This window comes from Streptomyces sp. NPDC031466 (genome assembly GCF_055581265.1).
In genome coordinates this window covers 517,414-541,160 of record NZ_JBVIJT010000002.1, presented here as the reverse complement: position 1 = coordinate 541,160, position 23,747 = coordinate 517,414, and the positions used below count along the sequence as shown (strand labels likewise).

The 23,747-nt window shown below is 70.9% G+C and carries 19 protein-coding genes and 1 tRNA gene; 11 read left to right on the top strand and 9 right to left on the bottom strand.

Going from position 1 to position 23,747, the window contains the following annotated elements; genetic code table 11:
• Positions 1-60 precede the first annotated feature (60 nt).
• From ACZ5GP_RS05265 to ACZ5GP_RS05225, 9 genes are all read left to right on the top strand, one after another.
• Positions 61-2,340, top strand: coding sequence for an FdhF/YdeP family oxidoreductase (locus ACZ5GP_RS05265; protein WP_468749478.1), 2,280 nt, complete (start codon positions 61-63; stop codon positions 2,338-2,340).
• Positions 2,341-2,416: 76 nt separating this feature from the next.
• Positions 2,417-2,908 (top strand): PaaI family thioesterase, encoded by a 492-nt coding sequence (locus ACZ5GP_RS05260; protein ID WP_358584765.1) that lies wholly within the window; start codon positions 2,417-2,419, stop codon positions 2,906-2,908.
• A gap of 97 nt (positions 2,909-3,005) precedes the next feature.
• Positions 3,006-3,446: a hypothetical protein gene (locus tag ACZ5GP_RS05255; protein ID WP_468749477.1), complete on the top strand. Its 441-nt coding sequence runs from the start codon at positions 3,006-3,008 to the stop codon at positions 3,444-3,446.
• Positions 3,443-4,036, top strand: a complete 594-nt coding sequence (locus tag ACZ5GP_RS05250; RefSeq protein ID WP_468749686.1) for a Tat pathway signal sequence domain protein — start codon at positions 3,443-3,445, stop codon at positions 4,034-4,036. Before ACZ5GP_RS05255 ends, ACZ5GP_RS05250 begins: the two co-directional genes overlap by 4 nt.
• A 291-nt stretch (positions 4,037-4,327) precedes the next feature.
• The gene (locus ACZ5GP_RS05245; RefSeq protein WP_468749476.1) at positions 4,328-5,575 is read left to right on the top strand and encodes a branched-chain amino acid ABC transporter substrate-binding protein; all 1,248 of its coding nucleotides are present in this window, start codon (positions 4,328-4,330) and stop codon (positions 5,573-5,575) included.
• Positions 5,576-5,711: 136 nt separating this feature from the next.
• The gene (locus ACZ5GP_RS05240) at positions 5,712-6,641 is read left to right on the top strand and encodes a branched-chain amino acid ABC transporter permease (protein WP_468749475.1); all 930 of its coding nucleotides are present in this window, start codon (positions 5,712-5,714) and stop codon (positions 6,639-6,641) included.
• 5 nt (positions 6,642-6,646) lie between these two features.
• On the top strand, positions 6,647-8,491 hold the full coding sequence (locus tag ACZ5GP_RS05235) for a branched-chain amino acid ABC transporter permease (RefSeq protein ID WP_468749474.1): 1,845 nt from the start codon (positions 6,647-6,649) through the stop codon (positions 8,489-8,491).
• Between the two features lie 3 nt (positions 8,492-8,494).
• On the top strand, positions 8,495-9,316 hold the full coding sequence (locus tag ACZ5GP_RS05230) for an ABC transporter ATP-binding protein (RefSeq protein WP_468749473.1): 822 nt from the start codon (positions 8,495-8,497) through the stop codon (positions 9,314-9,316).
• Entirely contained in the window at positions 9,316-10,032 is a 717-nt protein-coding gene (locus ACZ5GP_RS05225) for an ABC transporter ATP-binding protein (protein ID WP_468749472.1), read from the top strand. Before ACZ5GP_RS05230 ends, ACZ5GP_RS05225 begins: the two co-directional genes overlap by 1 nt.
• Positions 10,033-10,157: 125 nt before the next feature.
• Here ACZ5GP_RS05225 and ACZ5GP_RS05220 read toward each other — a convergent pair whose 3' ends face one another.
• Complete coding sequence (locus tag ACZ5GP_RS05220; RefSeq protein ID WP_468749471.1) at positions 10,158-10,817, bottom strand: ANTAR domain-containing response regulator; 660 nt, start codon at positions 10,815-10,817, stop codon at positions 10,158-10,160.
• Positions 10,818-10,909: 92 nt separating this feature from the next.
• Here ACZ5GP_RS05220 and ACZ5GP_RS05215 point away from each other — a divergent pair.
• Positions 10,910-10,992: transfer RNA gene (locus ACZ5GP_RS05215), tRNA-Leu, on the top strand.
• Between the two features lie 43 nt (positions 10,993-11,035).
• Here ACZ5GP_RS05215 and pyk read toward each other — a convergent pair.
• Together pyk and ACZ5GP_RS05205 are read right to left on the bottom strand one after the other, a co-directional pair.
• Positions 11,036-12,472 (bottom strand): pyruvate kinase, encoded by a 1,437-nt coding sequence (gene pyk, locus ACZ5GP_RS05210; RefSeq protein WP_468749470.1) that lies wholly within the window; start codon positions 12,470-12,472, stop codon positions 11,036-11,038.
• 141 nt (positions 12,473-12,613) lie between these two features.
• Positions 12,614-13,333, bottom strand: a complete 720-nt coding sequence (locus tag ACZ5GP_RS05205; RefSeq protein WP_468749469.1) for an SIMPL domain-containing protein — start codon at positions 13,331-13,333, stop codon at positions 12,614-12,616.
• A 128-nt stretch (positions 13,334-13,461) separates the two neighbouring features.
• On the opposite strand from ACZ5GP_RS05205, the gene ACZ5GP_RS05200 reads away from it, so the two are divergent.
• Positions 13,462-15,264, top strand: coding sequence for a bifunctional metallophosphatase/5'-nucleotidase (locus ACZ5GP_RS05200; protein ID WP_468749468.1), 1,803 nt, complete (start codon positions 13,462-13,464; stop codon positions 15,262-15,264).
• Here ACZ5GP_RS05200 and ACZ5GP_RS05195 read toward each other — a convergent pair.
• From ACZ5GP_RS05195 to ACZ5GP_RS05170, 6 genes are all read right to left on the bottom strand, one after another.
• Positions 15,261-16,442 (bottom strand): GDSL-type esterase/lipase family protein, encoded by a 1,182-nt coding sequence (locus ACZ5GP_RS05195; RefSeq protein ID WP_468749467.1) that lies wholly within the window; start codon positions 16,440-16,442, stop codon positions 15,261-15,263. The two genes, ACZ5GP_RS05200 and ACZ5GP_RS05195, sit on opposite strands and share 4 nt — an antisense overlap.
• A gap of 76 nt (positions 16,443-16,518) precedes the next feature.
• On the bottom strand, positions 16,519-17,955 hold the full coding sequence (locus ACZ5GP_RS05190; RefSeq protein WP_468749466.1) for a lysine N(6)-hydroxylase/L-ornithine N(5)-oxygenase family protein: 1,437 nt from the start codon (positions 17,953-17,955) through the stop codon (positions 16,519-16,521).
• A complete protein-coding gene (locus tag ACZ5GP_RS05185; RefSeq protein WP_468749465.1) occupies positions 17,952-19,367 on the bottom strand; it encodes a pyridoxal phosphate-dependent decarboxylase family protein in 1,416 nt (471 codons plus the stop codon). The genes ACZ5GP_RS05190 and ACZ5GP_RS05185 overlap by 4 nt, the downstream gene beginning before the upstream one ends.
• Positions 19,368-19,696: 329 nt before the next feature.
• Positions 19,697-22,234, bottom strand: a complete 2,538-nt coding sequence (gene pepN / locus ACZ5GP_RS05180; protein WP_468749464.1) for an aminopeptidase N — start codon at positions 22,232-22,234, stop codon at positions 19,697-19,699.
• Between the two features lie 70 nt (positions 22,235-22,304).
• Positions 22,305-22,691 carry a chorismate mutase gene (locus ACZ5GP_RS05175; RefSeq protein WP_468749463.1) on the bottom strand — a complete coding sequence of 129 codons (387 nt, stop codon included), beginning with the start codon at positions 22,689-22,691 and terminating at the stop codon, positions 22,305-22,307.
• An 11-nt stretch (positions 22,692-22,702) separates the two neighbouring features.
• Positions 22,703-23,611 carry a helix-turn-helix domain-containing protein gene (locus tag ACZ5GP_RS05170; protein WP_468749462.1) on the bottom strand — a complete coding sequence of 303 codons (909 nt, stop codon included), beginning with the start codon at positions 23,609-23,611 and terminating at the stop codon, positions 22,703-22,705.
• Positions 23,612-23,747: the final 136 nt, after the last annotated feature.

Genomic DNA, 23,747 nt, shown 5'->3' with positions numbered 1-23,747 from the left:
CACCGGCGCGTGGGAGGATCGATGACGTAGCTCACGTACGTGCTCGAAGGGGAGCCGACCATGGCAAGCAAGCCGCCCAAGGGCGATCCGGTCCAGGACGCGCCGCAGGTCGCCGAGGCCCGGCACGCGGCGGCGGGGCTGCCCGCCATCGGTCACACGCTGCGGATGGCACAGCAGCAGATGGGGGTGCGCCGCACCGCGCTGACCCTGCTGCAGGTCAATCAGAAGGACGGCTTCGACTGCCCCGGTTGCGCCTGGCCCGAGCCGGAGCACCGCCACAAGGCGGAGTTCTGCGAGAACGGCGCGAAGGCGGTCGCCGAGGAGGCCACGCTGCGCCGTGTGACGCCCGACTTCTTCGCCGCGCACCCCGTCGCCGACCTCGCCACCCGCAGTGGCTACTGGCTGGGGCAGCAGGGCCGCCTCACCCACCCCATGTACCTGGCGGAGGGCGCCGAGCGCTACGAGCCGGTCAGCTGGGAGCGGGCCTTCGACATCGTCGCCGAGGAGCTGGCGGCCCTGGAGAGCCCCGACGAGTCCGTGTTCTACACCTCGGGCCGCACCAGCAACGAAGCGGCGTTCCTCTACCAGCTCTTCGCCCGCGAGCTGGGCACGAACAACCTCCCCGACTGTTCGAACATGTGCCATGAGTCGTCCGGCTCCGCGCTGACCGAGACGATCGGCATCGGCAAGGGCAGCGTCCTCCTGGAGGACCTGTACCGGTCGGACCTGATCATCGTCGCCGGGCAGAACCCCGGCACGAACCACCCGCGCATGCTCTCCGCCCTGGAGAAGGCCAAGAACAACGGCGCGAGGATCATCACGGTCAATCCGCTGCCCGAAGCGGGCATGGAGCGCTTCAAGAACCCGCAGACCCCCCAGGGCATGCTCAAGGGCACCGCCCTCACCGACCTCTTCCTGCAGATCCGCCTCGGCGGCGACCAGGCCCTCTTCCGCCTCCTCAACAAGCTGATCCTCCAGACCGAGGGCGCGGTCGACGAGACGTTCGTACGCGAACACACCCATGGGTACGAGGAGTTCGCCGCCGCCGCTCGCGACGCCGACTGGGACGACACCCTCCGGGCCACGGGCCTGGACCGGGCCCGCATCGAGGAGGCCCTCGCCATGGTCCTCGCCTCGAAGCGCACCGTCGTGTGCTGGGCGATGGGCCTGACCCAGCACAAGCACTCCGTGCCGACCATCCGCGAAGTCGTCAACTTCCTTCTGCTGCGCGGCAACATCGGCCGCCCCGGCGCCGGCGTCTGCCCCGTGCGCGGCCACTCGAACGTGCAGGGCGACCGCACGATGGGCATCTTCGAGCGGCCCGCGCCCGCCTTCCTCGACGCCCTGGAGAAGGAGTTCGGCTTCGCACCGCCCCGCCGGCACGGCCTGGACGTCGTGCGCGCCATCCGCGCCCTGCGCGACGGCGAGGCGAAGGTGTTCTTCGCCATGGGCGGCAACTTCGTGTCGGCCTCCCCCGACACCGAGGTCACCGAGGCGGCCATGCGCAAGGCGCGCCTGACCGTGCACGTCTCCACCAAGCTGAACCGCTCGCACGCCGTCACGGGCACACGCGCCCTGATCCTGCCCACCCTCGGGCGCACCGAGCGCGATGTGCAGGCGGGCGGCGAGCAGTTCGTCACCGTCGAGGACTCCATGGGGATGGTGCACGCCTCCCGGGGCCGCCTGGAGCCCGCGAGCGACCAGCTGCTGTCCGAGCCCGCCATCGTGTGCCGCCTCGCGCGCCGCGTCCTCGGCCCCGACTCACGCACCCCCTGGGAGGAGTTCGAGAGGGACTACGCCGCCGTCCGCGACCGCATCGCCCGCGTCGTCCCCGGCTTCGAGGACTTCAACGCGCGCGTGGCGCACCCCGGCGGCTTCGCCCTGCCGCACGCCCCGCGCGACGAGCGCCGCTTCCCCACCGCCACCGGCAAGGCCAACTTCACGGCCGCGCCCGTCGAGTACCCGGCCCTCCCCGAGGGGCGGCTGCTGCTGCAGACCCTGCGCTCCCACGACCAGTACAACACCACCATCTACGGCCTGGACGACCGCTACCGCGGCATCAAGAACGGCCGCCGCGTCGTCCTGGTCAACCCCGAGGACGCCGGGGAGCTGGGCTTCGCCGACGGGACCTACGCCGACCTGGTCGGCGAGTGGCAGGACGGCGTGGAGCGCCGCGCCCCGGGCTTCCGCGTCGTGCACTACCCGACGGCCCGCGGGTGCGCCGCCGCCTACTACCCCGAGACCAACGTCCTGGTGCCGCTGGACGCCACCGCCGACACCAGCAACACCCCTGCCAGCAAGTCCGTCGTCGTACGCCTGGAACAATCGGCGCTCGACTGAGCGTTCGCTCAGCGACAGGTCGAGCAACAGCAGTCGAGCGACACCAGGTGTCGACGAACGAACGGAGCCGGGCCCCATGGGTGAGCAGCACAGCGTGAAGTTCCCGCAGGAGGTCATCGACGAGTACGCCTCGCTCGGTGTCGACCTGCCCTCCCTGTTCTCGGCGGGCCACCTCGGCACCCGCATGGGCGTCCAGATCCTGGAGGCCTCGGCGGAGCGGGTCGTCGCCACCATGCCGGTCGAGGGCAACACCCAGCCGTACGGCCTGCTGCACGGCGGCGCCTCCGCGGTGCTCGCCGAGACCCTGGGCTCGGTCGGCGCGATGCTGCACGGCGGCAGCAAGAAGCTCGCCGTCGGCGTCGACCTGAACTGCACCCACCACCGCGGTGCCCGCTCCGGTCTGGTCACCGGCGTGGCGACGCCCGTGCACCGCGGCCGCTCCACGGCCACGTACGAGATCGTGATCAGCGACGAGCAGGGCAGGCGGGTGTGCAGCGCGCGCCTGACCTGCATGCTGCGGGACGTCCCCGCCGAGGGCGCGCCGGAGCCGGCCGGCGCCGACGGCTGATTCCCCCAACGGGCGGGCCCGCGCCCGCCGTCGGGACGCGCGTCATCGGGGCGGCGGCGGTCTGGCGCCGGCGCGGGCCGCGGTCTAGCGTCGGCGCATGCGGCACCGGATGCGGATCAGCGCGCTCGCCCTCGCGCTCCCGTTGACTCTCGGCACGGGCTGCGGCGGCCCCGCCGCGGAAGGCGCCGGGAGCACGGGGAGTACCGGGAGCACCACCAGTTCCGTCGGCGGCGGCCCCTCCCCCGGCGCCACCTCCCCCACCCGGTTATGCACCGCGCTCGTCACCGAGTGGGCCCGGCAGCTCTACGCCGCGGACGGCTCGGGAGGCTCGGACGGCCCGGGAGGCTACGGCGACTACCAGTCGATGGGCCTGTCGAACGGGCAGTACGCGATCCTGCGCGACGTCCTGGACGCCGCCCGAGCCGAGCGCCGACGGCAATCCGCCGCCGCCGGACGGAAGTTGATCGACCGGCAGGCACGGAAGCGGTGTGCCGAGCGCTACCGCGACGGCGGGCCGAGCGGCGGGCCGTGGACATGAACGCCATCGGCCCGGTCGAGCCGGGCGAGGACACCTACGACCACGAGAGGGCCGCCCCCGAACCGGCCCCGCCCGATCCGCGCCGCCGCCGCAACCGCCGCCGGGCGTTCGCCGCCACCGCGGCCATGGTCCTCGCCGGCGCCGGGATCGGCCTCTACGTGACGCGTCCGCAGCCGCCCCCCGCCCCGCCACCGCCCTGGCCGTCGCAGAGCGTGTCGGTGACGTACACCGACGAGATGTCCCGCCCCCGGGCCGGCGAGCGGGCCTTCACCTTCGCCGTCCGGGTCACCCAGTGGTCCGGGCCCCCGGTGTCCCTGCTGAGGGTCGCCCAGCCCTCGGCGGCGCTTTCGGTACGCACATCGCCCGGCACCCCATTCACGGTGAAAACGGGAACACCCCGGAAGTTGATCATCACGGTGCACATTCGCGAATGCGGAGAAGTGCCACGGAATGCCGGGCTCCCTTTCCTGGAGGTAACGCTGCGTAATGCGCGGGCAAAGCAGCGGCAGAGTTACATCCTGGGTCCGGAATACGCCAATGATCTTTCCGGGGCGCTGAGCGCCGCATGCCCGCGAACACGCACGTCATGAGCCAAACGCCTTTACGCTCCTGCCGCCTGTCCTGGAGATTCTCACCATGTGGATACGCCGAGATCCACCGAACAGGGTCGTATTCGTCCTCAACCGCCCCCTGCGTTCCAGCCCGGAATACTCCGTGGCATAACAAGAGCGTCACAGCCTTGGTCCGACCACTCCACTGGGCACAAAGGCGCCCTTAGAGTCACGGCCAGTCACCGCGCCCACCGGATTCCTGTCAGTTCGGTTCCGCGCTCGACTCGGCGTTCCAGCAAGGGACAGCCGTGCCAGGGGAAAGGACTGATCGTGCGTCAACGTTCGCTCATAGCCATCACCGCTGCACTTACCGCCGGGGCTCTGACCCTGACCGCCTGTGGCTCGCGCGACGACAAGGACAAGGAGAGCGCCGAAGGCGGCGGCACCACCGTGGTCATCGGCGTCGACGCGCCGCTGACCGGTGACCTCTCCGCGCTGGGCCTCGGCATCCGCAACTCCGTCGAGCTCGCCGCCAAGCAGGCCAACGCCAAGAAGTACGTCGACGGCATCACCTTCAAGGTGCAGTCCGCGGACGACCAGGGCCAGCCCTCGTCCGGCCAGACGAACGCCACCAAGTTCGTCGCCAACAAGGAGCTCCTCGGCGCCGTCGGCCCGCTGAACTCCTCCGTCGGCGAGTCCATGCAGAAGGTCTTCGACGACGCCAAACTCGTCCAGGTGTCCCCCGCCAACACCAACCCGGCCATGACCCAGGGCCAGGACTGGAACGGCGGCAAGAAGGTCCGCCCGTACAAGGCCTACTTCCGCACCGCCACCACGGACGCCATCCAGGGCCCCTTCGCGGCGCAGTACCTGTACAACAAGGCCAAGAAGAAGCGGGTCTACGTCATCGACGACAAGAAGACCTACGGCGCGGGCCTCGCCGCCACCTTCAAGGACGAGTTCACCAAGCTCGGCGGCAAGGTCGCCGGCACCGAGCACGTCAACCCGGACACCAAGGACTTCGGCGCCGTCGCCACCAAGATCAAGAACTCGAACGCCGACGTCGTCTACTACGGCGGCGAGTACCCGGCGGCCGGCCCGCTCAGCAAGCAGATGAAGAAGGCCGGGGCCAAGATCCCGCTCGTCGGCGGCGACGGCCTCTACAGCGCCGACTACATCAAGCTCGCCGGCAAGGACGGCAAGGGCGACTACGCCACCTCCGTCGGCCAGCCCGTCGAGCAGCTGCCCTCCGCCAAGGAGTTCATCGCCAACTACAAGAAGGCCGGCTACAAGGAGGCCTACGAGGCCTACGGCGGCTACTCCTACGACAGCGCCTGGGCCATCATCGAGGCCGTCAAGAAGGTCGTCGAGGACAACGACGGCAAGCTGCCCTCCGACGCCCGCGCCAAGATCGTCGACGCCATGCAGGACGTCTCCTTCGACGGCGTGACCGGCAAGGTCGCCTTCGACGAATACGGCGACGCCACCAACAAGCAGCTCACGGTCTACCAGGTCAAGGACACCACCGACCCGGCCAAGGGCTGGAAGCCCGTCGAGTCCGGCACCTACACCGGCTGACCCACACCCGCAGCACGACACCGCCGCGCGGAGCGCTGCCCGACAGCGCCCCGCGCGGCGTCGCATCCGACGCCGCGACGACGACCGTCGCAGCGGTGCCGTACCCGTCGCTTTCGAAAGACTCGGAGGACCTGCGGTGCACGAACTGCCGCAACAGCTGGTCAACGGCCTGCTACTGGGATCCATGTACGGCCTGATCGCCATCGGCTACACAATGGTCTACGGCATCGTCCAGCTCATCAACTTCGCCCACGGCGAGATCTTCATGGTCGGCGGCTTCGGCGCCCTCACCGTCTGGCTCTGGCTCCCCGGCTCCACGACCATGTGGGTGGCCATCCCCCTCATGCTCCTGGGCGCCGTCATCGTCTCCACCACCATCGCCATCGGAGCCGAACGCTTCGCCTACCGGCCCCTGCGCGGCGCCCCGCGGCTCGCCCCGCTCATCACCGCCATCGGCCTCTCCCTCGCCCTCCAGCAAGCCGTCTGGGCCTGGTACCCGAACGCCAAGTCCTCCCGCACGTTCCCCGAGATCCCCGGCGACTCCATCCACCTCGGCAGCGTCACCATCCAGCCCGGCGACCTCTTCCTCGTCGCCGCCGCACCGATCTGCATGTTCGCCCTCGGCTGGTTCGTCATGAGGACCCGCGTCGGCCGCGGCATGCAGGCCACCGCCCAGGACCCCGACACCGCCAAACTCATGGGCGTCAACACCGACCGCGTCATCGTCGTCGCCTTCGCCCTCGGCGCCGCCTTCGCCGGCATCGCCGCCGTCGCCTACGGCTTCCGCTACGGCGAGGTCAACTTCCGCATGGGCTTCCTGTGGGGCCTCAAGGCCTTCACCGCCGCCGTCCTCGGCGGCATCGGCAACATCTACGGCGCCATGATCGGCGGACTCGTCCTCGGCGTCGCCGAAGCCCTCGCCACCGCCTACATGAACAACATCCCCGGAATGGACAAGCTCGGCGGCCAGTCCTGGGCCGACGTCTGGGCGTTCGTACTCCTCATCGTCGTCCTCCTCGTCAGACCCCAGGGCCTGCTCGGCGAGCGCGTCGCGGACAGGGCGTGACCACCATGACCACACAGACCACAGCGGCCGGCGCCCCCCGCCCCCGCGAGGAGCACGCCGCCACGGGCCTCATCCCGCTGCCCGCCGGACCCGCCCGCGCCCTGGCCACCGGCGGCGGTGCCCTCACCGTCGTCTCCGCCTTCCTCGCCTGGACGTGGACCGCCGCCTTCCCCGGCGACCTCACCGTCTACGGCTACCCCGGCGGACTCCAGTGGCTCGTCCTCATCACGGGCGCCCTCACCACCCTCATCGGCCTCGCCTCCTACGGCATCAAGGGCGTACGCGCCCTCACCCCCGGCAACGCCGACGCCGCGCTCAAATACGCGGCCCTCGCCGCCTTCACCACCGCCTGGTACACGGTCCTCGCCATCAGCACCAAGCTCGGCGGGCTCGCCAACCTCGAACCGGGCGGCTGGATCGTGGCCCTCGCCACCCTCACCGCCCTCACCGGCGCCCTCGCCCTGCCCTTCGAACGGCCCCAGACCTACCCGGTCGACCCCGAGGACACCGGCTGGGTGCGGTTCAGGCACCGCCTGCGCAACGGCCTGACCATCGCCAAGGGAGCCTTCGCCGCCGAAGCGCCCCCCACCCCGCGCAAGCTCCCCTCGTACCTCGAGATCCTGGTCATCGTCGCCGCCCTCGCCACCGGCCTCCTGGTCTTCACCTACGGCATCGGCACCGAGTACGACGAACTCTTCATCGGCTTCCTCCTCTCGGTCGCCCTCGGCTTCGCCGCCCTCACCAAGGCCGGCCTCGTCGCCCAGGTCTCCGTGTACACCGCGCGCCACCGCAACGTCACCCTGATCGGCGCGTTCCTCGCCGCCGCCGCCTTCCCGTTCACGCAGAACGACGACCAGTACGCCACCATCGGCGTCTACATCCTCATCTTCGCCACCGTCGCCCTCGGCCTGAACATCGTCGTCGGCCTCGCCGGCCTCCTCGACCTCGGATACGTCGCCTTCCTCGGCGTCGGCGCCTACGCCGCCTCCATGGTCTCCGGAGCCCCCAGCTCCCCCTTCGGCATCCACCTCCCCTTCTGGGGAGCCATCCTCGTCGGCGCCGCCGCCTCCCTCGTCTTCGGCGTGCTCATCGGCGCCCCCACCCTGCGGCTGCGCGGCGACTACCTCGCCATCGTCACCCTGGGCTTCGGTGAGATCTTCCGCATCGTCGCCATGAACAGCGACGGCGCCTCCGGACCCGACATCACCAACGGCTCCAACGGCATCTCCTCCATCCCGAACCTGAAGATCCTCGGCTTCGACCTCGGCCTGGAACACAGCATCGGCGGCTTCACCATCGGCCGCTTCGCCAACTACTTCTTCCTGATGCTGCTCATCACCCTCGTCGTCGTGCTCGTCTTCCGGCGCAGCGGCGACTCCCGCATCGGACGGGCCTGGGTCGCCATCCGCGAGGACGAGACCGCCGCCCTCGCCATGGGCATCAACGGCTTCCGCGTCAAGCTCATCGCCTTCGCCCTCGGCGCCTCCCTCGCCGGGCTCGCCGGCACCGTCCAGGCCCACGTGACCTACACCGTCACACCCGAGCAGTACCAGTTCGCCAACACCGTGCCGCCCAACTCCGCCTTCCTGCTCGCCGCCGTCGTCCTCGGCGGCATGGGCACCATCAGCGGACCCCTGGTCGGCGCGGCACTGCTCTACCTCATCCCCAACAAGCTCGCCTTCCTCGGCGACTACCAGCTCTTCGCCTTCGGTCTCGCCCTCGTGCTCCTCATGCGCTTCCGCCCCGAAGGCCTCATCCCCAACCGCCGCCGCCAACTCGAGTTCCACGAAGCCGAACTCGCGCCCGGCGAGACGCCGCCGCCCGCAGTCCTCAGCAAGACAGGGGCCTGACCCATGACCACCGACACCACCGAAAAGGGCCAGGCCCCCGACACTCCGGCCGGCCGGACCGTCCTCGACGCCCGCGGCGTCACCATGCGCTTCGGCGGCCTCACCGCCGTACGCTCCGTCGACCTCACCGTCAACAGCGGCGAGATCGTCGGCCTCATCGGCCCCAACGGCGCCGGCAAGACCACCTTCTTCAACTGCCTCACCGGCCTCTACGTCCCCACCGAGGGCGAGGTCCGCTACCAGGGCCGGGTCCTGCCCGCCAAGTCCTTCAAGGTCACCGCCGCCGGCATCGCCCGCACCTTCCAGAACATCCGGCTCTTCGCCAACATGACCGTCCTGGAGAACGTCCTCGTCGGCCGGCACACCCGTACGAAGGAAGGCCTCTGGTCGGCGCTCCTGCGCGGACCCGGCTTCCACCGGGCCGAAGCCGCCTCCAAGGCCCGCGCCATGGAACTCCTCGACTTCGTCGGCCTCGCCGACAAGGCCGAACACCTCTCGCGCAACCTCCCCTACGGCGAGCAGCGCAAGCTGGAGATCGCGCGGGCCCTGGCCAGCGAACCCGGCCTGCTCCTCCTGGACGAGCCCACCGCCGGCATGAACCCCCAGGAGACCCGCGCGACCGAAGAGCTCGTCTTCGCCATCCGCGACATGGGCATCGCCGTCCTCGTCATCGAGCACGACATGCGCTTCATCTTCAACCTCTGCGACCGCGTAGCCGTCCTCGTGCAGGGCGAGAAACTCGTCGAAGGAAGCAGCGAAACGGTCCGGCAGGACGACCGCGTCATCGCCGCCTACCTCGGCGAACCCTTCGAGGAGAACAACTGATGACCGCACTCCTTGAGGTCGAGGACCTCCGCGTCGCCTACGGCAAGATCGAAGCCGTCAAAGGCATCTCCTTCACCGTCGAGGCCGGCAAAGTCGTCACCCTCATCGGCACCAACGGCGCCGGAAAGACCACGACGCTGCGCACACTCTCCGGACTGCTCAAGCCGGTCGGCGGCTCCATAAAATTCGACGGTAAAACACTGCGGAAATACCGGGCCGACCAGATCGTCTCCCTCGGCCTCGCCCACTCCCCCGAGGGCCGGCACATTTTCCCCCGCATGACCATCGAGAACAATCTCCGCCTCGGCGCCTACCTCCGCTCCGACAAACCGGGCATCGAAAAGGACATCGCCCGCGCCTACGACCTCTTCCCCATCCTCGGGGAACGCCGGAAACAGGCCGCGGGCACCCTCTCCGGCGGCGAACAGCAAATGCTCGCCATGGGGCGCGCCCTCATGTCCCAGCCGAAACTCCTCATGCTCGACGAGCCCTCCATGGGCCTCTCGCCGATCATGATGCAGAAGATCATGGCGACCATCGCCGAGCTCAAGGCCGGCGGCACGACGATCCTCCTCGTCGAGCAGAACGCGCAGGCCGCGCTCTCCCTCGCCGACGAGGGCCACGTCATGGAGGTCGGGAAGATCGTCCTGTCCGGCACGGGCGCCGACCTCCTGCACGACGAGTCCGTGCGGAAGGCGTACCTGGGCGAGGACTGACCCCGCCTTCCCCCGTACGGGGAGAGGTACGAGGAGAGGCCCGCACCCCTGAATCGGGGTGCGGGCCTCTCCTCGCACATTCGTACCTTCATACGTTCGCACCTTCGTGCGTCCGTCGCTCCGGGCTAGCCCTTCGCCGCCTTCTTCTCCTCGGCGTCCTCGATGACCGCCTCCGCGACCTGCTGCATCGACAGCCTGCGGTCCATCGACGTCTTCTGGATCCAGCGGAACGCCGCGGGCTCGGTCAGGCCGTACTCCGTCTGGAGGATCGACTTCGCCCGGTCCACCAGCTTCCGCGTCTCCAGCCGCTGGGAGAGGTCGGCGACCTCCTTCTCCAGCGTCTTCAGCTCCGTGAACCGCGAGACGGCCATCTCGATCGCCGGCACGACGTCGCTCTTGCTGAACGGCTTCACCAGGTACGCCATCGCGCCCGCGTCCCTCGCCCGCTCGACGAGGTCGCGCTGCGAGAACGCCGTCAGCATCAGCACCGGGGCGATGGACTCCTCGGCGATCTTCTCGGCCGCGGAGATGCCGTCGAGGACGGGCATCTTCACGTCCAGGATCACGAGGTCCGGCCGGTGCTCGCGGGCCAGCTCGACGGCCTTCTCGCCGTCACCGGCCTCGCCCACGACGCTGTACCCCTCTTCCTCCAGCATCTCTTTGAGGTCGAGCCGGATCAGGGCCTCGTCCTCGGCGATGACGACGCGGGTCGTCAGCGGAGGCACGTGCGACTTGTCGTCGTCGGACACGTCGTCTACGGGCTGGGGCGACTCGGGGGCGGTCACGGGGGGCTCCTCGTTATGGCAGGTGCGCTGCCCTAGCAGGGTACCTAGCTGCGATGGCACGCGGTCACCCGGTACACTTCCGGCAGCGCCTGGCCGGGTTGGTGGAACGGTATACACGGAGGTCTCAAACACCTCTGCCCGAGAGGGCTTGCGGGTTCGAATCCCGCACCCGGCACATCCGGAACACGGAGATCCACGTTCAGTGGATCTCCGTTTTTCTATTCGTGGTCGTCGCTCTCGCCGATGCGGTGGACGCGGACCAGGTTGGTCGAGCCGGAGACGCCGGGTGGGGAGCCCGCCGTGATGACGACGACGTCGCCCTTCTCGCAGCGGCCGATCTTCAGGAGCAGCTCGTCGACCTGTTCGACCATCGCGTCGGTGGAGTCGACGTGCGGGCCGAGGAAGGTCTCCACGCCCCAGGTGAGGTTCAGCTGGGAGCGCGTCGCCGTGTCGGGGGTGAAGGCGAGGAGCGGGATGGGCGAGCGGTAGCGGGAGAGGCGGCGCACGGTGTCGCCGGACTGGGTGAAGGCGACGAGGAACTTGGCGCCGAGGAAGTCGCCCATCTCGGCGGCGGCGCGGGCGACGGCGCCGCCCTGGGTGCGGGGCTTGTTCCGCTCGGTGAGGGGCGGCAGGCCCTTGGCGAGGACGTCCTCCTCCGCGGCCTCGACGATGCGGCCCATGGTGCGGACCGTTTCGACGGGGTATTTGCCGACGCTGGTCTCACCGGAGAGCATGACGGCGTCGGTGCCGTCGATGACGGCGTTGGCGACGTCGGACGCCTCGGCGCGCGTGGGCCGGGAGTTGTCGATCATCGAGTCGAGCATCTGGGTGGCGACGATGACCGGCTTGGCGTTGCGCTTGGCGAGTTTGACGGCGCGCTTTTGGACGATCGGGACTTGTTCGAGGGGCATCTCGACGCCGAGGTCGCCGCGGGCGACCATGATGCCGTCGAAGGCGGCGACGATGTCCTCGATGTTGTCGACGGCCTGCGGCTTCTCGATCTTGGCGATGACGGGAAGGCGGCGGCCCTCTTCGTCCATGATGCGGTGGACGTCCTCGATGTCGCGTCCGCTGCGGACGAAGGAAAGGGCGATGACGTCGCATCCGGTGCGCAGGGCCCAGCGGAGGTCTTCCTCGTCCTTGTCGGACAGGGCGGGGACGGAGACGGCGACGCCGGGGAGGTTGAGGCCCTTGTGGTCGGAGACCATGCCGCCTTCGACGACGGTGGTGGTGACGCGGGGGCCGTCGACGGCGGTGACCTCGAGGGTGACCTTGCCGTCGTCGACGAGGATGCGTTCGCCGGTGGTGACGTCCTGGGCGAGGCCGCCGTAGGTGGTGCCGCAGTGTTGGCGGTCGCCCTGGACGTCCTCTTCGACGGTGATGGTGAAGGTGTCGCCGCGTTCAAGGAGTACGGGGCCTTCGCGGAAGCGGCCGAGGCGGATCTTCGGGCCTTGAAGGTCGGCGAGGATGCCGATGCTGCGGCCGCTCTCCTCGGAGGCCTTGCGCACGCGCTGGTAGCGCTCCTCGTGTGCGGCGTGGGTGCCGTGGCTGAGGTTGAAGCGGGCTACGTCCATTCCGGCGTGGACCAGGGCTTTGATCTGGTCGTACGAGTCGGTGGCGGGACCCAGGGTGCAGACGATTTTCGCTCGGCGCATGGTTCGAGACTAGGGCTTACCGGCGAGTAGAGAATTGGTCGGGCGTGACTACTCAACAACCTTTAAGTGAAGGGGTGTTGACAAGCGTTGAAGTGTGCGGGCGTTCGCTCCGATGAGCGGTTTTCGGGGGCGGGTGGTGTCTCAGGCGCCCAGTTCGGGCGGGACCATGGTGAAGCGGGCGTTGACCTGTGCGGAGACGTGCTGGCGTTGCGGTTCGAGGTCGAGGGGCGCGGCTTCGGGGGTGAAGTCGGCGGCGCCGCCGTAGGCGATGGAGCGCATGGCGCCGGCGGGGGCGCCGTAACCGGGGGCGGGGGTGTTCTCCGCGCCGATGTCGGCGAGTTCGATGAGGGCGGCGAGGCGGGTGCCGAGCGCTTCGGCGTATTCGCGGGCGCGCTGGACGGCTTCGTGGACGGCCTGCCGGCGGGCCATGCCGTGGGTGGGCGAGTCGGGGCGCAGGGCCCACCAGGGGCCTTCGACGTGGGTGAGGTCGAGGTCGGCGAGGCGGGTGGTGAGTTCGCCGAGTGCGGTGAAGTCGGTGAGTTCCGCGGTGAGGTGGACGCGGCCGTGGTAGGCGCGGATGCGTTCGCCGCGGCCGTGTCTGGTCAGTTCGGGGGTGATGGAGAAGGCGCCGGTCTCCAGTTTCTCGACGGCGTCGCCGTAGGTCTTGATGAGGTCGAGGGCGGTGGCGTTGCGCCGGGTGAGGTCGTTCAGGGCGTCGCGGCGGTCGGTGCCGCGGGCGGTGAGGGTGATGCCGATGCGGGCGATCTCGGGGTCGACTTCGAGGTGGGCTTCGCCGCGGACGGCGACGCGGGGGGCGTCGGGGGTGCCGTAGGGGGTGTGCGGGGGCGGTGTGGTTTCCATGCGGCCACTCTCCCAGCAGGTGGGGGCACCGGACAGTCACCGGATCGCAACCTGTGGGGTCTGTTGCGGGTGTGGCTCGCGGGGTCAGAATCTACGCGCGTTACCACGGTCGACCGAGGAGTACAGAAATGCCGCTGAACCGCAGGAAGTTCCTGGGCACGTCCGCCGTCACCGGCGCGGGTGTGGCCCTGACCGGGGCGGCCGTGGCGCCGTCCGCCGCGCAGGCGAAGGGGAGGCCCGGCCGGCGGGAGAAGCGGTACTCCTTCACGGTGCTGGGCACGACGGACCTGCACGGCAATGTCTTCAACTGGGACTACTTCACGGACAAGGAGTTCGACGACAAGGACCACAACGACGTGGGCCTGGCGAAGATCTCGACGCTCGTGAACGAGGTCCGCGCGGCGAAGGGCCGCCACAACACGCTGCTCATCGACGCCGGTGACACCATTCAGGGCACGCAGCTGTCGTATTACTACGCGAAGGTGGATCCGATCACCGCCGCGCGCGGCCCGGTGCATCCGATGGCGCAGGCGATGAACGCGATCGGGTACGACGCGGCGGCGCTCGGCAACCACGAGTTCAATTACGGGATTCCGGTGCTGCGCAAGTTCGAGGAGCAGTGCGACTTTCCGCTGCTCGGGGCGAACGCGCTGGACGCGAGGACGCAGCGGCCCGCTTTCCCGCCGTATTTCATGAAGCGGCTGCGGACCCCGCACGGCCGTGATGTGAAGGTGGCGGTGCTCGGGCTGACCAATCCGGGGATCGCGATCTGGGACAAGGCGAATGTGCAGGGGAAGATGACGTTCCCGGGCCTTGAGGAGCAGGCCGCGAAGTGGGTGCCGAAGCTGCGTTCGATGGGCGCGGACGTGGTGATCGTGTCGGCGCACTCGGGTTCCAGTGGCACGTCGTCGTACGGTGATCAGCTGCCGTACGTGGAGAACGCGGCGGGGCTCGTGGCCGAGCAGGTGCCGGGGATCGACGCGATCCTGGTGGGGCACGCGCACACGGAGATCCCCGAGTACTTCGTGGAGAACAAGGCGACCGGCAAGAAGGTCGTGCTGTCGGAGCCGTTGAAGTGGGGCCAGCGGCTGACGCTGTTCGACTTCGATCTGGTGTGGGCCAAGGGCCGGTGGACGGTGGCGAAGGTCGGCGCGAAGGTCCTGAACTCCAATACGGCGGCCGAGGACAGGAAGATCACGGGGCTGCTGGCCGACGAGCACAGGAAGGTCGTCGCCTACGTCAATCAGGTCATCGGCACCTCGACGGCGGCGATGAGCACGGCCGAGGGCCCGTACAAGGACGTCCCGATCATCGATCTGATCAATGAGGTGCAGCGGGAGACGGTGGCGCAGGCGCTGCGGGGCGGGGCGTACGCGGCGCTGCCGGTGCTGTCGCAGGCGTCGTGTTTCTCGCGGACGGCGCGGATTCCGGCGGGCGAGGTGACGATCAAGGACGCGGCGGGGCTGTATCCGTTCGAGAACACGCTGGAGGCGCGGCTGCTCACGGGTGCGCAGCTCAAGGACTATCTGGAGTTCTCGGCGCGCTATTACGCGCAGACGCCGGCGGGGGTTCCGGTCGATCCGGCGAAGCTGACGAACGCCGACAAGATCCCGGATTACAACTATGACGCGGTGTACGGGGTGACGTACGAGATCGACGTCGCGAAGCCGGTGGGGTCGCGCATCGTGAAGTTGTCGTTCGAGGGCAAGGACATCGATCCGCGGGCCCAGTTCGTGCTGGCGGTGAACAATTACCGGGCGAGTGGCGGCGGCAATTTCCCACATGTGGCGGGTGCGAAGCAGGTGTGGGCGAATTCGGAGGAGATCCGGAACACGATCATCGGCTGGGTGAAGGCGAAGGGGACGATCGACCCGGGCCAGTTCGCGTCGGTGGACTGGCGGCTGACCCGGGACGGGGTGCCGGTGTTCTAGAGGGCCAGGGCGGCGAGGTCGACGGAGTCGGCGAGGGCCTGGGCGCCCGCGTCGTTGACGTGCAGGCCGTCGCCGCAGTCGTAGTCGTCGCGGATGCGGTCGGGGTCGGCCGGGTCCGCGACGGCGGCGGCGAAGTCGGCGTAGCTGTCGAAGGGGCTGTCGGCGCCGCGGATCCAGTCGTTGACCTCGCGGGCGACGGCGACGCCTTCCGGGGTGGAGTAGCCCTCGTAGACGGTGTCCTTGTAGGGGCCGACGGTGGTGGCGACGGCGGTGAGGCCGGCGGCGTGGATGCGGTCGGCGAGTGCGGTGAGGCCCGTGATGAGGTCGGCGGCCGTGGGGATGGGCGCGGTGGCCGGATAGGCCTCCTGGCCGGGGAGGCCGAGGTCGTTGAGGCCGAAGTGGATCAGTACGTGGGTGACGCCGGGGACGTCGAGGGCGTCGCGTTGGAGGCGGGCCAGGGCGTGTTCGCCGATCTCGTCGGTGAGCAGGCGGTTGGCGGAGATGCCCTGGTTGACGACCCAGCCGCGGCGGCCGGCGGCGCGCAGGCGCCGGTTGAGCAGGTCGGGGAAGCGGTGGTCGGTGTCGGTCGTGGTGCCGGCGCCCTCGAACCAGGAGTCGCCGAAGGCGACCGCGACGGCGGTGCCGGCGGGGGCCAGGACGTCGGCGCCGGTGAGGAAGTGCCGGGTGTCGAGTTCCTCCAGGCCTTCGGTGCCGTCGAGGGTGGGTGCGGTGAGGGCGTTGCCGGGGACGGCGTAGCCGGTGCGCAGGGGGACGGCGGAGTAGGTGGCGGGGCCGGTGTGCTCGGGGAGCCAGAGGGTGATCGCCAGTTCGTCGCCGGCGGCGACGGCCCGTTCGACGGGGTCGGTGATGACTTCCTCGCCGGCGGGGACGGTGAAGTCCTGTGCGCCGTCGAGGCGCAGGGGGGTGTCGCCGGCGGGGTCGATGGCGCTGTCCTTGGTGCGTATGGCGAGGTGGGCGCCGCCGACGCGGAGGGGTTCCTTGCCGTAGCGGTTGCTCAGGCGCACCCGCAGGGCGCTGCCGCCGCCGTCGAGGCGGATGACCTGGCGGAGGGTCTGCGCGGCGAAGGAGCGCGGCTCGAAGAGGTCGATGCTCTCGTGGGGGCTGACGACGGCAGAGCGGAAGGCTGCGGTCCAGGAGGCCTGCGAGTCGATGGTCATGATCGTCTGAACGGGCGTGGCGGGGCGGGTATTTCGTCGTGGGGTGATTTTCTCGGCCAATGTGCGGCGCCGGGGGTCAGTTCTTGAGGGGTACGAGGTGTGAGCGCTGTTCCTCGACGCGGCCGGCCGGGTGGGAGCGGTCCTCGGGGGTGTGGAGGCCGAAGCTGGTGAAGGCGGTGCGCCGGGGCAGCGGGTAGGGGTCCTTGCCGGTGAGGCTGTTGAGGATGGTGGCGCTGCGCCAGGCGGCGAGGCCGAGGTCGGGGGCGCCGACGCCGTGGGTGTGGCGTTCTGCGTTCTGCACGTAGATGTTGCTGCCGGTGCCGGTGATGGAGGCGTCGAGGACGAGGCGGTACTGCTCGTCGACGCGGGGGCGGCCCGAGGAGTCCTTGCGGATGTAGGGGTCGAGGCCGGCGAGGAGCTGGTCGAGGGGGCGTTCGCGGTAGCCGGTGGCGAGGACGACGGCGTCCGTGGTGAGGCGGGAGCGGGTGCCTTGCTGGAGGTGTTCGAGGTGGAGTTCGACGCGGGTGGTGGCGACGCGTCCGGCGGTGCGCACGCGGACGCCGGGGGTGAGGACGGCGTCGGGCCAGCCGCCGTGCAGGGTGCGTTGGTACAGCTCGTCGTGGATGGCGGCGATGGTGTCGGCGTCGATGCCTTTGTGCAGTTGCCACTGGTGGGGGACGAGGCCGTCACGGACGGCTTCGGGCAGGGCGTGGAAGTAGCGGGTGTAGTCGGGGGTGAAGTGTTCGAGGCCGAGCTTGGAGTACTCCATGGGGGCGAAGGCCTCGGTGCGGGCGAGCCAATGGATCTTCTCGTGTCCGGTGGGGCGGGCGCGCAGCAGGTCGAGGAAGATCTCGGCGCCTGACTGGCCCGAGCCGACGACGGTGATGTGTTCGGCGGCGAGCAGTCGTTCGCGGTGGTCGAGGTAGTCGGCGGAGTGGATGACGGGCACGGCGGGGGCTTCGGCGAGGGGTTTGAGGGGTTCGGGGACGTAGGGGGCGGTGCCGACGCCGAGGGCGATGTTCTTGGTGTGGGTGCGGCCGAGGGCCTCGGCTTCGCCGTCGGCGTCGAGCTGGGTGTAGTCGACTTCGAAGAGGTCGCGTTCGGGGTTCCAGCGCACGGCGTCGACCTGGTGGCCGAAGTGGAGTCCGGTGAGGTTCTCGCTGACCCAGCGGCAGTAGGCGTCGTATTCGGCGCGGCGGATGTGGAAGCGCTCGGCGAAGTAGAAGGGGAAGAGGCGTTCGCGTGCCTTGAGGTAGTTGAGGAAGGTCCAGGGGCTCGCGGGGTCGGCGAGGGTGACGAGGTCGGCGAGAAAGGGGACTTGGAGGGTGGCGCCGTCGATGAGGAGGCCGGGGTGCCATTGGAAGGCGGGCCGCTGGTCGTAGAAGACGGTGTCGAGTTCGCCGAGGGGCTGGGCGAGGGCGGCGAGGGAGAGGTTGAAGGGGCCGATGCCGATGCCGACGAGGTCGCGGGGGTCTTCGGGGGCGGTGCGTGCGGGTTCGGGGGTGGCGGTCATCGGGGGGTGGTTCCTTCCGGGCGTTCGGGTGCGGGGGTGGCGAGTTCGAGGAGCGCGGCGAGGTCGTCGGCCCGGGTGTGGGGGTTGAGGAGGGTGGCCTTGAGCCATCTGCGGCCGGCGAGGTCGGCGCGGCCGAGGACGGCGGTGCCGTCGGTGAGCAGCTTTCTGCGCAGGTGGGCGATGTCGGTGTCGTCGGCGTCGCGGGGCCGGAACAGGACGGTGCTGATGGCGGGCGTGTCGTACAGCTGGAAGCGGGGGTGGGCCCGGACGAGGTCGGCGAACCGCTTGGCCTGGTCGCAGACCTGGTCGACGAGGGCGCCGATACCGTGGCGGCCGAGGGCCTTGAGGGTGACGGCGATCTTCAGGACGTCGGGGCGCCGGGTGGTGCGCAGGGAGCGGCCGAGGAGGTCGGGCAGGCCCGCGTCGGTGTCGTCGTCGGCGTTGAGGTAGTCGGCGCGGTGGGTGAGGGCGGCGAGGTCGCGGGGGTCGCGGACGGCGAGCAGTCCGGCGGCGGCGGGCTGCCAGCCGAGTTTGTGCAGGTCGAGGGTGACGGTGTGGGCGCGTTCGATGCCGCGCAGGAGGGTGCGGCGGGTGTCGCTGAACAGGAGTCCGGCGCCGTAGGCGGCGTCGACGTGCAGGCGGGCGCCGTGGGTCGCGCACAGGTCGGCGATGGTGTCGAGGGGGTCGATGAGTCCGGCGTCGGTGGTGCCGGCGGTGGCGGCGACGAGGACGGTGTGCCCGGCGGCGGTGAGTTCGGTGAGGGTGTGGCCGAGTGCCGTGGGGTCGAGGGTGCCGGCGGGGGCGGGGACGGTGACCGGTGCGGGCAGGCCGAGGAGCCAGGCGGCGCGGGCGAGGGAGTGGTGGGCGTTCGCGCCGACGACCAGGCGCGGGGGGCCGTCGGAGCCGGTGGGGGCGCGGGTTTCGCGGGCGAGGAGGAGGGCGAGCTGGTTGGACTCGGTGCCGCCGGTGGTGACGAGGGCGTCGGCCTCGGGGTGGACGAGGGTGGCGATGGCGCGGGTGACCAGCGCTTCGAGGACGGAGGCGGCGGGTGCCTGGTCCCAGGAGTCCATGGAGGGGTTGAGCGCGGAGGCGGCCAGGTCGGCGGCGGTGGCGACGGCGAGCGGCGGGCAGTGCAGATGGGCGGCGCACCGGGGGTCGGCGGGGTCGGCGGCGCCTTCGGCGAGTGCGTGGACGAGGGTGCGCAGGGCCGTCTCGGGGCCGGTGCCCCGCTCGGGCAGGAGGGGTTCGGCGGCGGCGCGCAGGCGGTCGGTGACGGCTGCGGGGCCGCCGGCGGGCAGCGGGCCGTTGCGGGCGGCCGCGCCGTCGCGCAGGGCGTCGAGCGTGGCCGCGAGCAACGGCCGCAGGGCGTCGGGGCCTCGGGCGCCCCCGGCGAGGGGAGGCGGGCTGCTCATGGCGGTGTCCTTCGGGTGTGCGCGTACGGGAACACCAGCCTGTACGCCACTTGGGCGGCGCGAGCGAATACTTCGGCGAACCGAACCCGAAAGTGGTACTGCCGTGCGGAGAGAACGTGGTGGTGCGGGGTGGGGTGCTAGGGCGTGTGCGATGGCAGGCCCCGCCCAGGCTCGTTTCGAGCCCAGGCGGGTGCCGCCGGCGGCCGGATCGTCGGTTTCGGACCAGGAGGTAGGGGCCTCAGGCCTACGCCTGTAGGCCCGCGCCAGAACCACGCCCGTGGGCCCGCGTCAGGCCTTGGGCCCGCGTCAGGTCCGCGCCCTGGACCGCGTCAGGCCTGGGCCGGGCCCTGGCGGACACGCAGCGCCCGCGCGAGGTCGTCCAGCTGGTCGGTGAGCTTGCGGCGCAGGGCGGGGACGGGGTCCGCGTCGCGCAGGCAGCGCTCGCCCAGGCGCAGGGTCTCGGCCTCGACGAACAGGGCGGGGAAGGCCCACTGGCCCACCACCTCGGCGACGGCGGGGCCGCGCCGGGCGGCGACGGTGACGGCGTCCTCGTAGTAGCGCGGGACGTACTCCCGTACGAGGTCGGCCTGTTCGGGCTGCCAGAAACCCTGGGCGGTGGCCCTGAGGAGGTGGTTGGACAGCTCGTCGGAGCAGAACATGGCCTCCCAGGCGGCGTGCTTGGCGGCAGCGTCCGGCAGCGCGGCCCGGCAGCGGGCGGCGCCCTCCTGGCCGGTGGCGCTCGGGTCCCGCGCCAGCTCGGCGGCGATGGCCGCCTCGTCGGTCGCGTCAAGGGCGGCGAGCCGGGCGAGGACGCGCCAGCGCAGCTCCGGGTCGAGTTCGGGGCCGCCGGGCACGGTGCCCTCGTCCAGCCAGGCCTGGAGGGGGCCCGGCTGGGTGGTGACGTCGACGGCGGTGCGGACGGCGGTCAGGCGCAGCCCCGGGTTGGAGCCGTCCTCGGTGCGCCGGATCAGGTCGCGGCAGAGTTCGCCGAGGGTGGTGAGGGCGGCGGGCCGCTCCTGGGGACCGGTGTAGCGGGCGAGGACATGGGCGGTGGCGAAGGCGAGGACGCCCTGCACGACGGCGAGGTCGCTCTCCTCGGGGAGGTGGGCGCGGGCCGCCGCCAGGTAGGCGCCGCCGTCGAGTTCGCCGTCGCGGACCAGGTCGCGCAGGGTGTTCCACAGGACGGCGCGGGTAATCGCGTCGGGAACGCCGGACAGGTCGCGCAGGGCGGTGTCCCGGGAGGCGTCGTCGAGGCGGATCTTGGCGTAGGTGAGGTCCTGGTCGTTGGGGACGATCAGGGCGGGGCGGCCGCCGTCACGGGGTGCGGCGGGTTCGGCGGAGGGCACGTCGGTCTCGTACCGCTCGCGCAGGACGAGGCCGGGGCCGCCGGAGAGGTCGCGGTCGTAGACGCCGACGACGACGCGGTGGGGGCGGCCTTCGCCGTGGGCGCCGGGGCCCGCGTCGCGGTCGAGGGTGAGGGTCCATTCGCGTCCGGCGTGGACGACCTTGGAGGTGAGGGTGTCGACGCCGGTGGTGCGCAGCCAGACCTCGGCCCAGGCGTGGACGTCGCGGTCGGTGGCGTGGGCGAGGGAGTCGATGAAGTCGGCGAGGGTGGCGTTGGCGAACTTGTGGCGCGCGAAGTGGGTGTTGATGCCGGCGAGGAAGTCCTTCTCGCCGAGCCAGGCGACGAGCTGGCGCAGGGCGCTCGCCCCCTTGGCGTAGGAGATGCCGTCGAAGTTGAGCATCGCCGAGGCGGTGTCCGGCACGGCGTCGGGGGCGGGGGCGACGGGGTGGGTGGAGGGGCGCTGGTCGGCGTCGTACCCCCAGGATTTGCGGGCGACGGCGAAGTCGGTCCACGGGTCCTTGAAGCGGGTGGCCTCGGCGGTGGTCTGGAAGCCCATGTACTCGGCGAAGGACTCGTTGAGCCAGATGTCGTCCCACCAGGCGAGGGTGACGAGGTCGCCGAACCACATGTGGGCCATCTCGTGGGCGATGACCATGGCGCGGGTCTGCCGCTCGGTGTCGGTGACGGCGGAGCGGAAGACGAACTCGTCGCGGAAGGTGACGAGGCCGGGGTTCTCCATCGCGCCCGTGTTGAACTCGGGGACGAACGCCTGGTCGTAGGAGTCGAAGGGGTAGGGCTCCTCGAACTTCTCGTGGTAGCGGTCGAAGCAGGCCCGGGTGATGTCGAGGATCTCCTCGGCGTCGGCCTCCAGGAAGGGGGCGAGGGAGCGGCGGCAGTGGATGCCGAAGGGCAGCCCGCGGTGTTCGGTGCGCACGGAGTGGTAGGGGCCCGCGGCGACGGCGACGAGGTAGGTGGGGATGCGGGGGGTGGCGGCCGCGCGCCAGGTGCCGCCGCCGAGGTGTTCGGTGATGCCGTTGGCGAGGACGGTCCACTCTTCGGGGGCGGTGACGCTCACCTCGAAGACGGCCTTCAGGTCGGGCTGGTCGAAGGCGGCGAAGACGCGCTGCACGTCCTCCATGAACAGCTGGCTGTAGGTGTACGTCAGGCCGTCGCTGGGGTCGGTGAAGCGGTGCATGCCCTCGCCGGTGCGGGAGTAGCGCATCGCGGCGTCCACGCGCAGCTCGTGCTCGCCGGCGGTGAGATCGTCGAGCGGGAGGCGGCCCTCGGTCAGGGCCGCCGGGTCGAGGGGCCGCCCGTCGAGGGTGGCGGAGCGCAGCTCGGCGGGCTTGAGCTCGACGAAGGTGGCACCGTCGGCGCGGGCGCTGAACCGGATGACGGTACGCGAGTCGAAGGTGTCGCCGGTGGCGTCGGCCGCCCGGCTCAGGTCGAGCTCGACGGTGTACCGGTGGACGTCGATGAGCTGGGCTCGGGTCTGCGCTTCGTCGCGCGTCAGTGCGGGCATGGGCCCATGCTGCCCGATGGCGGCGGCATCGGTGAAGGTCAGGGCCGTGTGCGCCGTGCCGGCGGGGGTCTCAGGAGGACTTGGCGATCGTCTCGTGGTGGCGGATCACCTCGGCGATGATGAAGTTGAGCAGCTTCTCGGCGAAGGCGGGGTCGAGTTTGGCGTTCTCGGCGAGCTGGCGCAGGCGGGCGATCTGGCGGGCCTCGCGGGCCGGGTCGGCGGGCGGCAGGTGGTGGTTGGCCTTGAGGTGGCCGACCTGCTGGGTGCACTTGAAGCGCTCGGCGAGCATGTGGACGACGGCGGCGTCGATGTTGTCGATGCTGTCGCGCAGCCGGGACAGTTCGGCGCGCACGGCCTCGTCCGCGCCGGCGTTCGCGCCCGCGTGCGTCTGCGCGCCCGTCTGCGCGCCCGGCTGTCCGCTCGGGTCGTTCGCGTCGCTGGTGTGACTGGTGTTCATGGGCCACGAGCCTACGTTGCCTCTCCGGTGCCCTCGGCCGGAGAGGAGCGCAGCATCGGCGGGTGGTCGGGGTCCGGGATCTGCTGGGACCAGCCGCCGGGGACGGTGCGGCCCTGCTGTCGGCGGAAGCGGACGGGGGCGGTGCCGACGCGGCGGGTGAAGAGGCGGGAGAAGTAGGCGGGGTCGTCGTAGCCGACGCGGCGGGCGACGGCGGCGACGGGCAGTTCGGTGGCGGCGAGGAGTTCCTTGGCGCGGCCGAGGCGGATGCCGAGGAGGTAGTCCTTGGGGCTGCAGCCGGCGCCGCGGCGCACGGCGGTGCGCAGTTCGGCGGGGGTCATGCCGTGGCGTGCGGCGTGTTCGGCGACCGACAGGGGCCGGAAGGCGTCGCGGGCGAGCGCCTGCAGGACGGGGTCGCCGTCGGGAGCGATGTCGGCGCGGGCGCGGCGCAGGGCGACGAGGAGTTCGTGGACGGCGGCGCCCGTCTCGACTTCGAGGAGGGGGTTGCCGCGGCGGGCGGCGCGGGCGATGCGGCCGACGGCGGCGCGGGCGCCCGCGGCGTCGGAGAGCGGGACGACGGGGCGGCCGGGCTCGATGTAGCCCAGTTCGGTGTACGTGGTGGTGGCGGGGCCGGTGAAGTCGACGAAGCACTCGTCCCAGCCGGTTCCGGCGTCGGGCCCGTAGTGGTGGCGTACGCCGGGGGTGAGCCAGATCAGGGCGGGCGCGGTGACCGTCGTGCGGCTGCCGTCGGGGCCGCGGAACCAGCCGCCGCCCGCGCTGATGACGACGGCCACGTGGTGGTCGAGGGTGCGGGGGCCGACGGTGGGCAGGAGGCCGTGCTGGAGGCCGACGCCGAGGCAGACGAGGCCGAGTCTGTGGTGGGCCGGGCTGGGAGTGAAATACCGCATCCACGTGTGGTACATCCGCGTGCCCCTTCCGGTGCGGGCCGGGTGAGGGGCCCGGCCGGGGTGTCTCGCTGCGTCCAACCGGACCCGATCTTTGTCCATGGACCCCGCCGCCCGCCAGAGGTGATCGTGGTCGGGCGTCGGGCGAGGGGGA

Coding starts and splice junctions, on each gene's coding strand:
- ACZ5GP_RS05265 (WP_468749478.1), top strand. CDS start 61: ATGGCAAGCAAGCCGCCCAAGGGCGATCCGGTCCAGGACGCGCCGCAG.
- ACZ5GP_RS05260 (WP_358584765.1), top strand. CDS start 2,417: ATGGGTGAGCAGCACAGCGTGAAGTTCCCGCAGGAGGTCATCGACGAG.
- ACZ5GP_RS05255 (WP_468749477.1), top strand. CDS start 3,006: ATGCGGCACCGGATGCGGATCAGCGCGCTCGCCCTCGCGCTCCCGTTG.
- ACZ5GP_RS05250 (WP_468749686.1), top strand. CDS start 3,443: ATGAACGCCATCGGCCCGGTCGAGCCGGGCGAGGACACCTACGACCAC.
- ACZ5GP_RS05235 (WP_468749474.1), top strand. CDS start 6,647: ATGACCACACAGACCACAGCGGCCGGCGCCCCCCGCCCCCGCGAGGAG.
- ACZ5GP_RS05230 (WP_468749473.1), top strand. CDS start 8,495: ATGACCACCGACACCACCGAAAAGGGCCAGGCCCCCGACACTCCGGCC.
- ACZ5GP_RS05225 (WP_468749472.1), top strand. CDS start 9,316: ATGACCGCACTCCTTGAGGTCGAGGACCTCCGCGTCGCCTACGGCAAG.
- pyk (WP_468749470.1), bottom strand. CDS start 12,472: ATGCGCCGAGCGAAAATCGTCTGCACCCTGGGTCCCGCCACCGACTCG.
- ACZ5GP_RS05205 (WP_468749469.1), bottom strand. CDS start 13,333: ATGGAAACCACACCGCCCCCGCACACCCCCTACGGCACCCCCGACGCC.
- ACZ5GP_RS05200 (WP_468749468.1), top strand. CDS start 13,462: ATGCCGCTGAACCGCAGGAAGTTCCTGGGCACGTCCGCCGTCACCGGC.
- ACZ5GP_RS05195 (WP_468749467.1), bottom strand. CDS start 16,442: ATGACCATCGACTCGCAGGCCTCCTGGACCGCAGCCTTCCGCTCTGCC.
- ACZ5GP_RS05190 (WP_468749466.1), bottom strand. CDS start 17,955: ATGACCGCCACCCCCGAACCCGCACGCACCGCCCCCGAAGACCCCCGC.
- ACZ5GP_RS05185 (WP_468749465.1), bottom strand. CDS start 19,367: ATGAGCAGCCCGCCTCCCCTCGCCGGGGGCGCCCGAGGCCCCGACGCC.
- pepN (WP_468749464.1), bottom strand. CDS start 22,234: ATGCCCGCACTGACGCGCGACGAAGCGCAGACCCGAGCCCAGCTCATC.
- ACZ5GP_RS05175 (WP_468749463.1), bottom strand. CDS start 22,691: ATGAACACCAGTCACACCAGCGACGCGAACGACCCGAGCGGACAGCCG.
- ACZ5GP_RS05170 (WP_468749462.1), bottom strand. CDS start 23,611: ATGTACCACACGTGGATGCGGTATTTCACTCCCAGCCCGGCCCACCAC.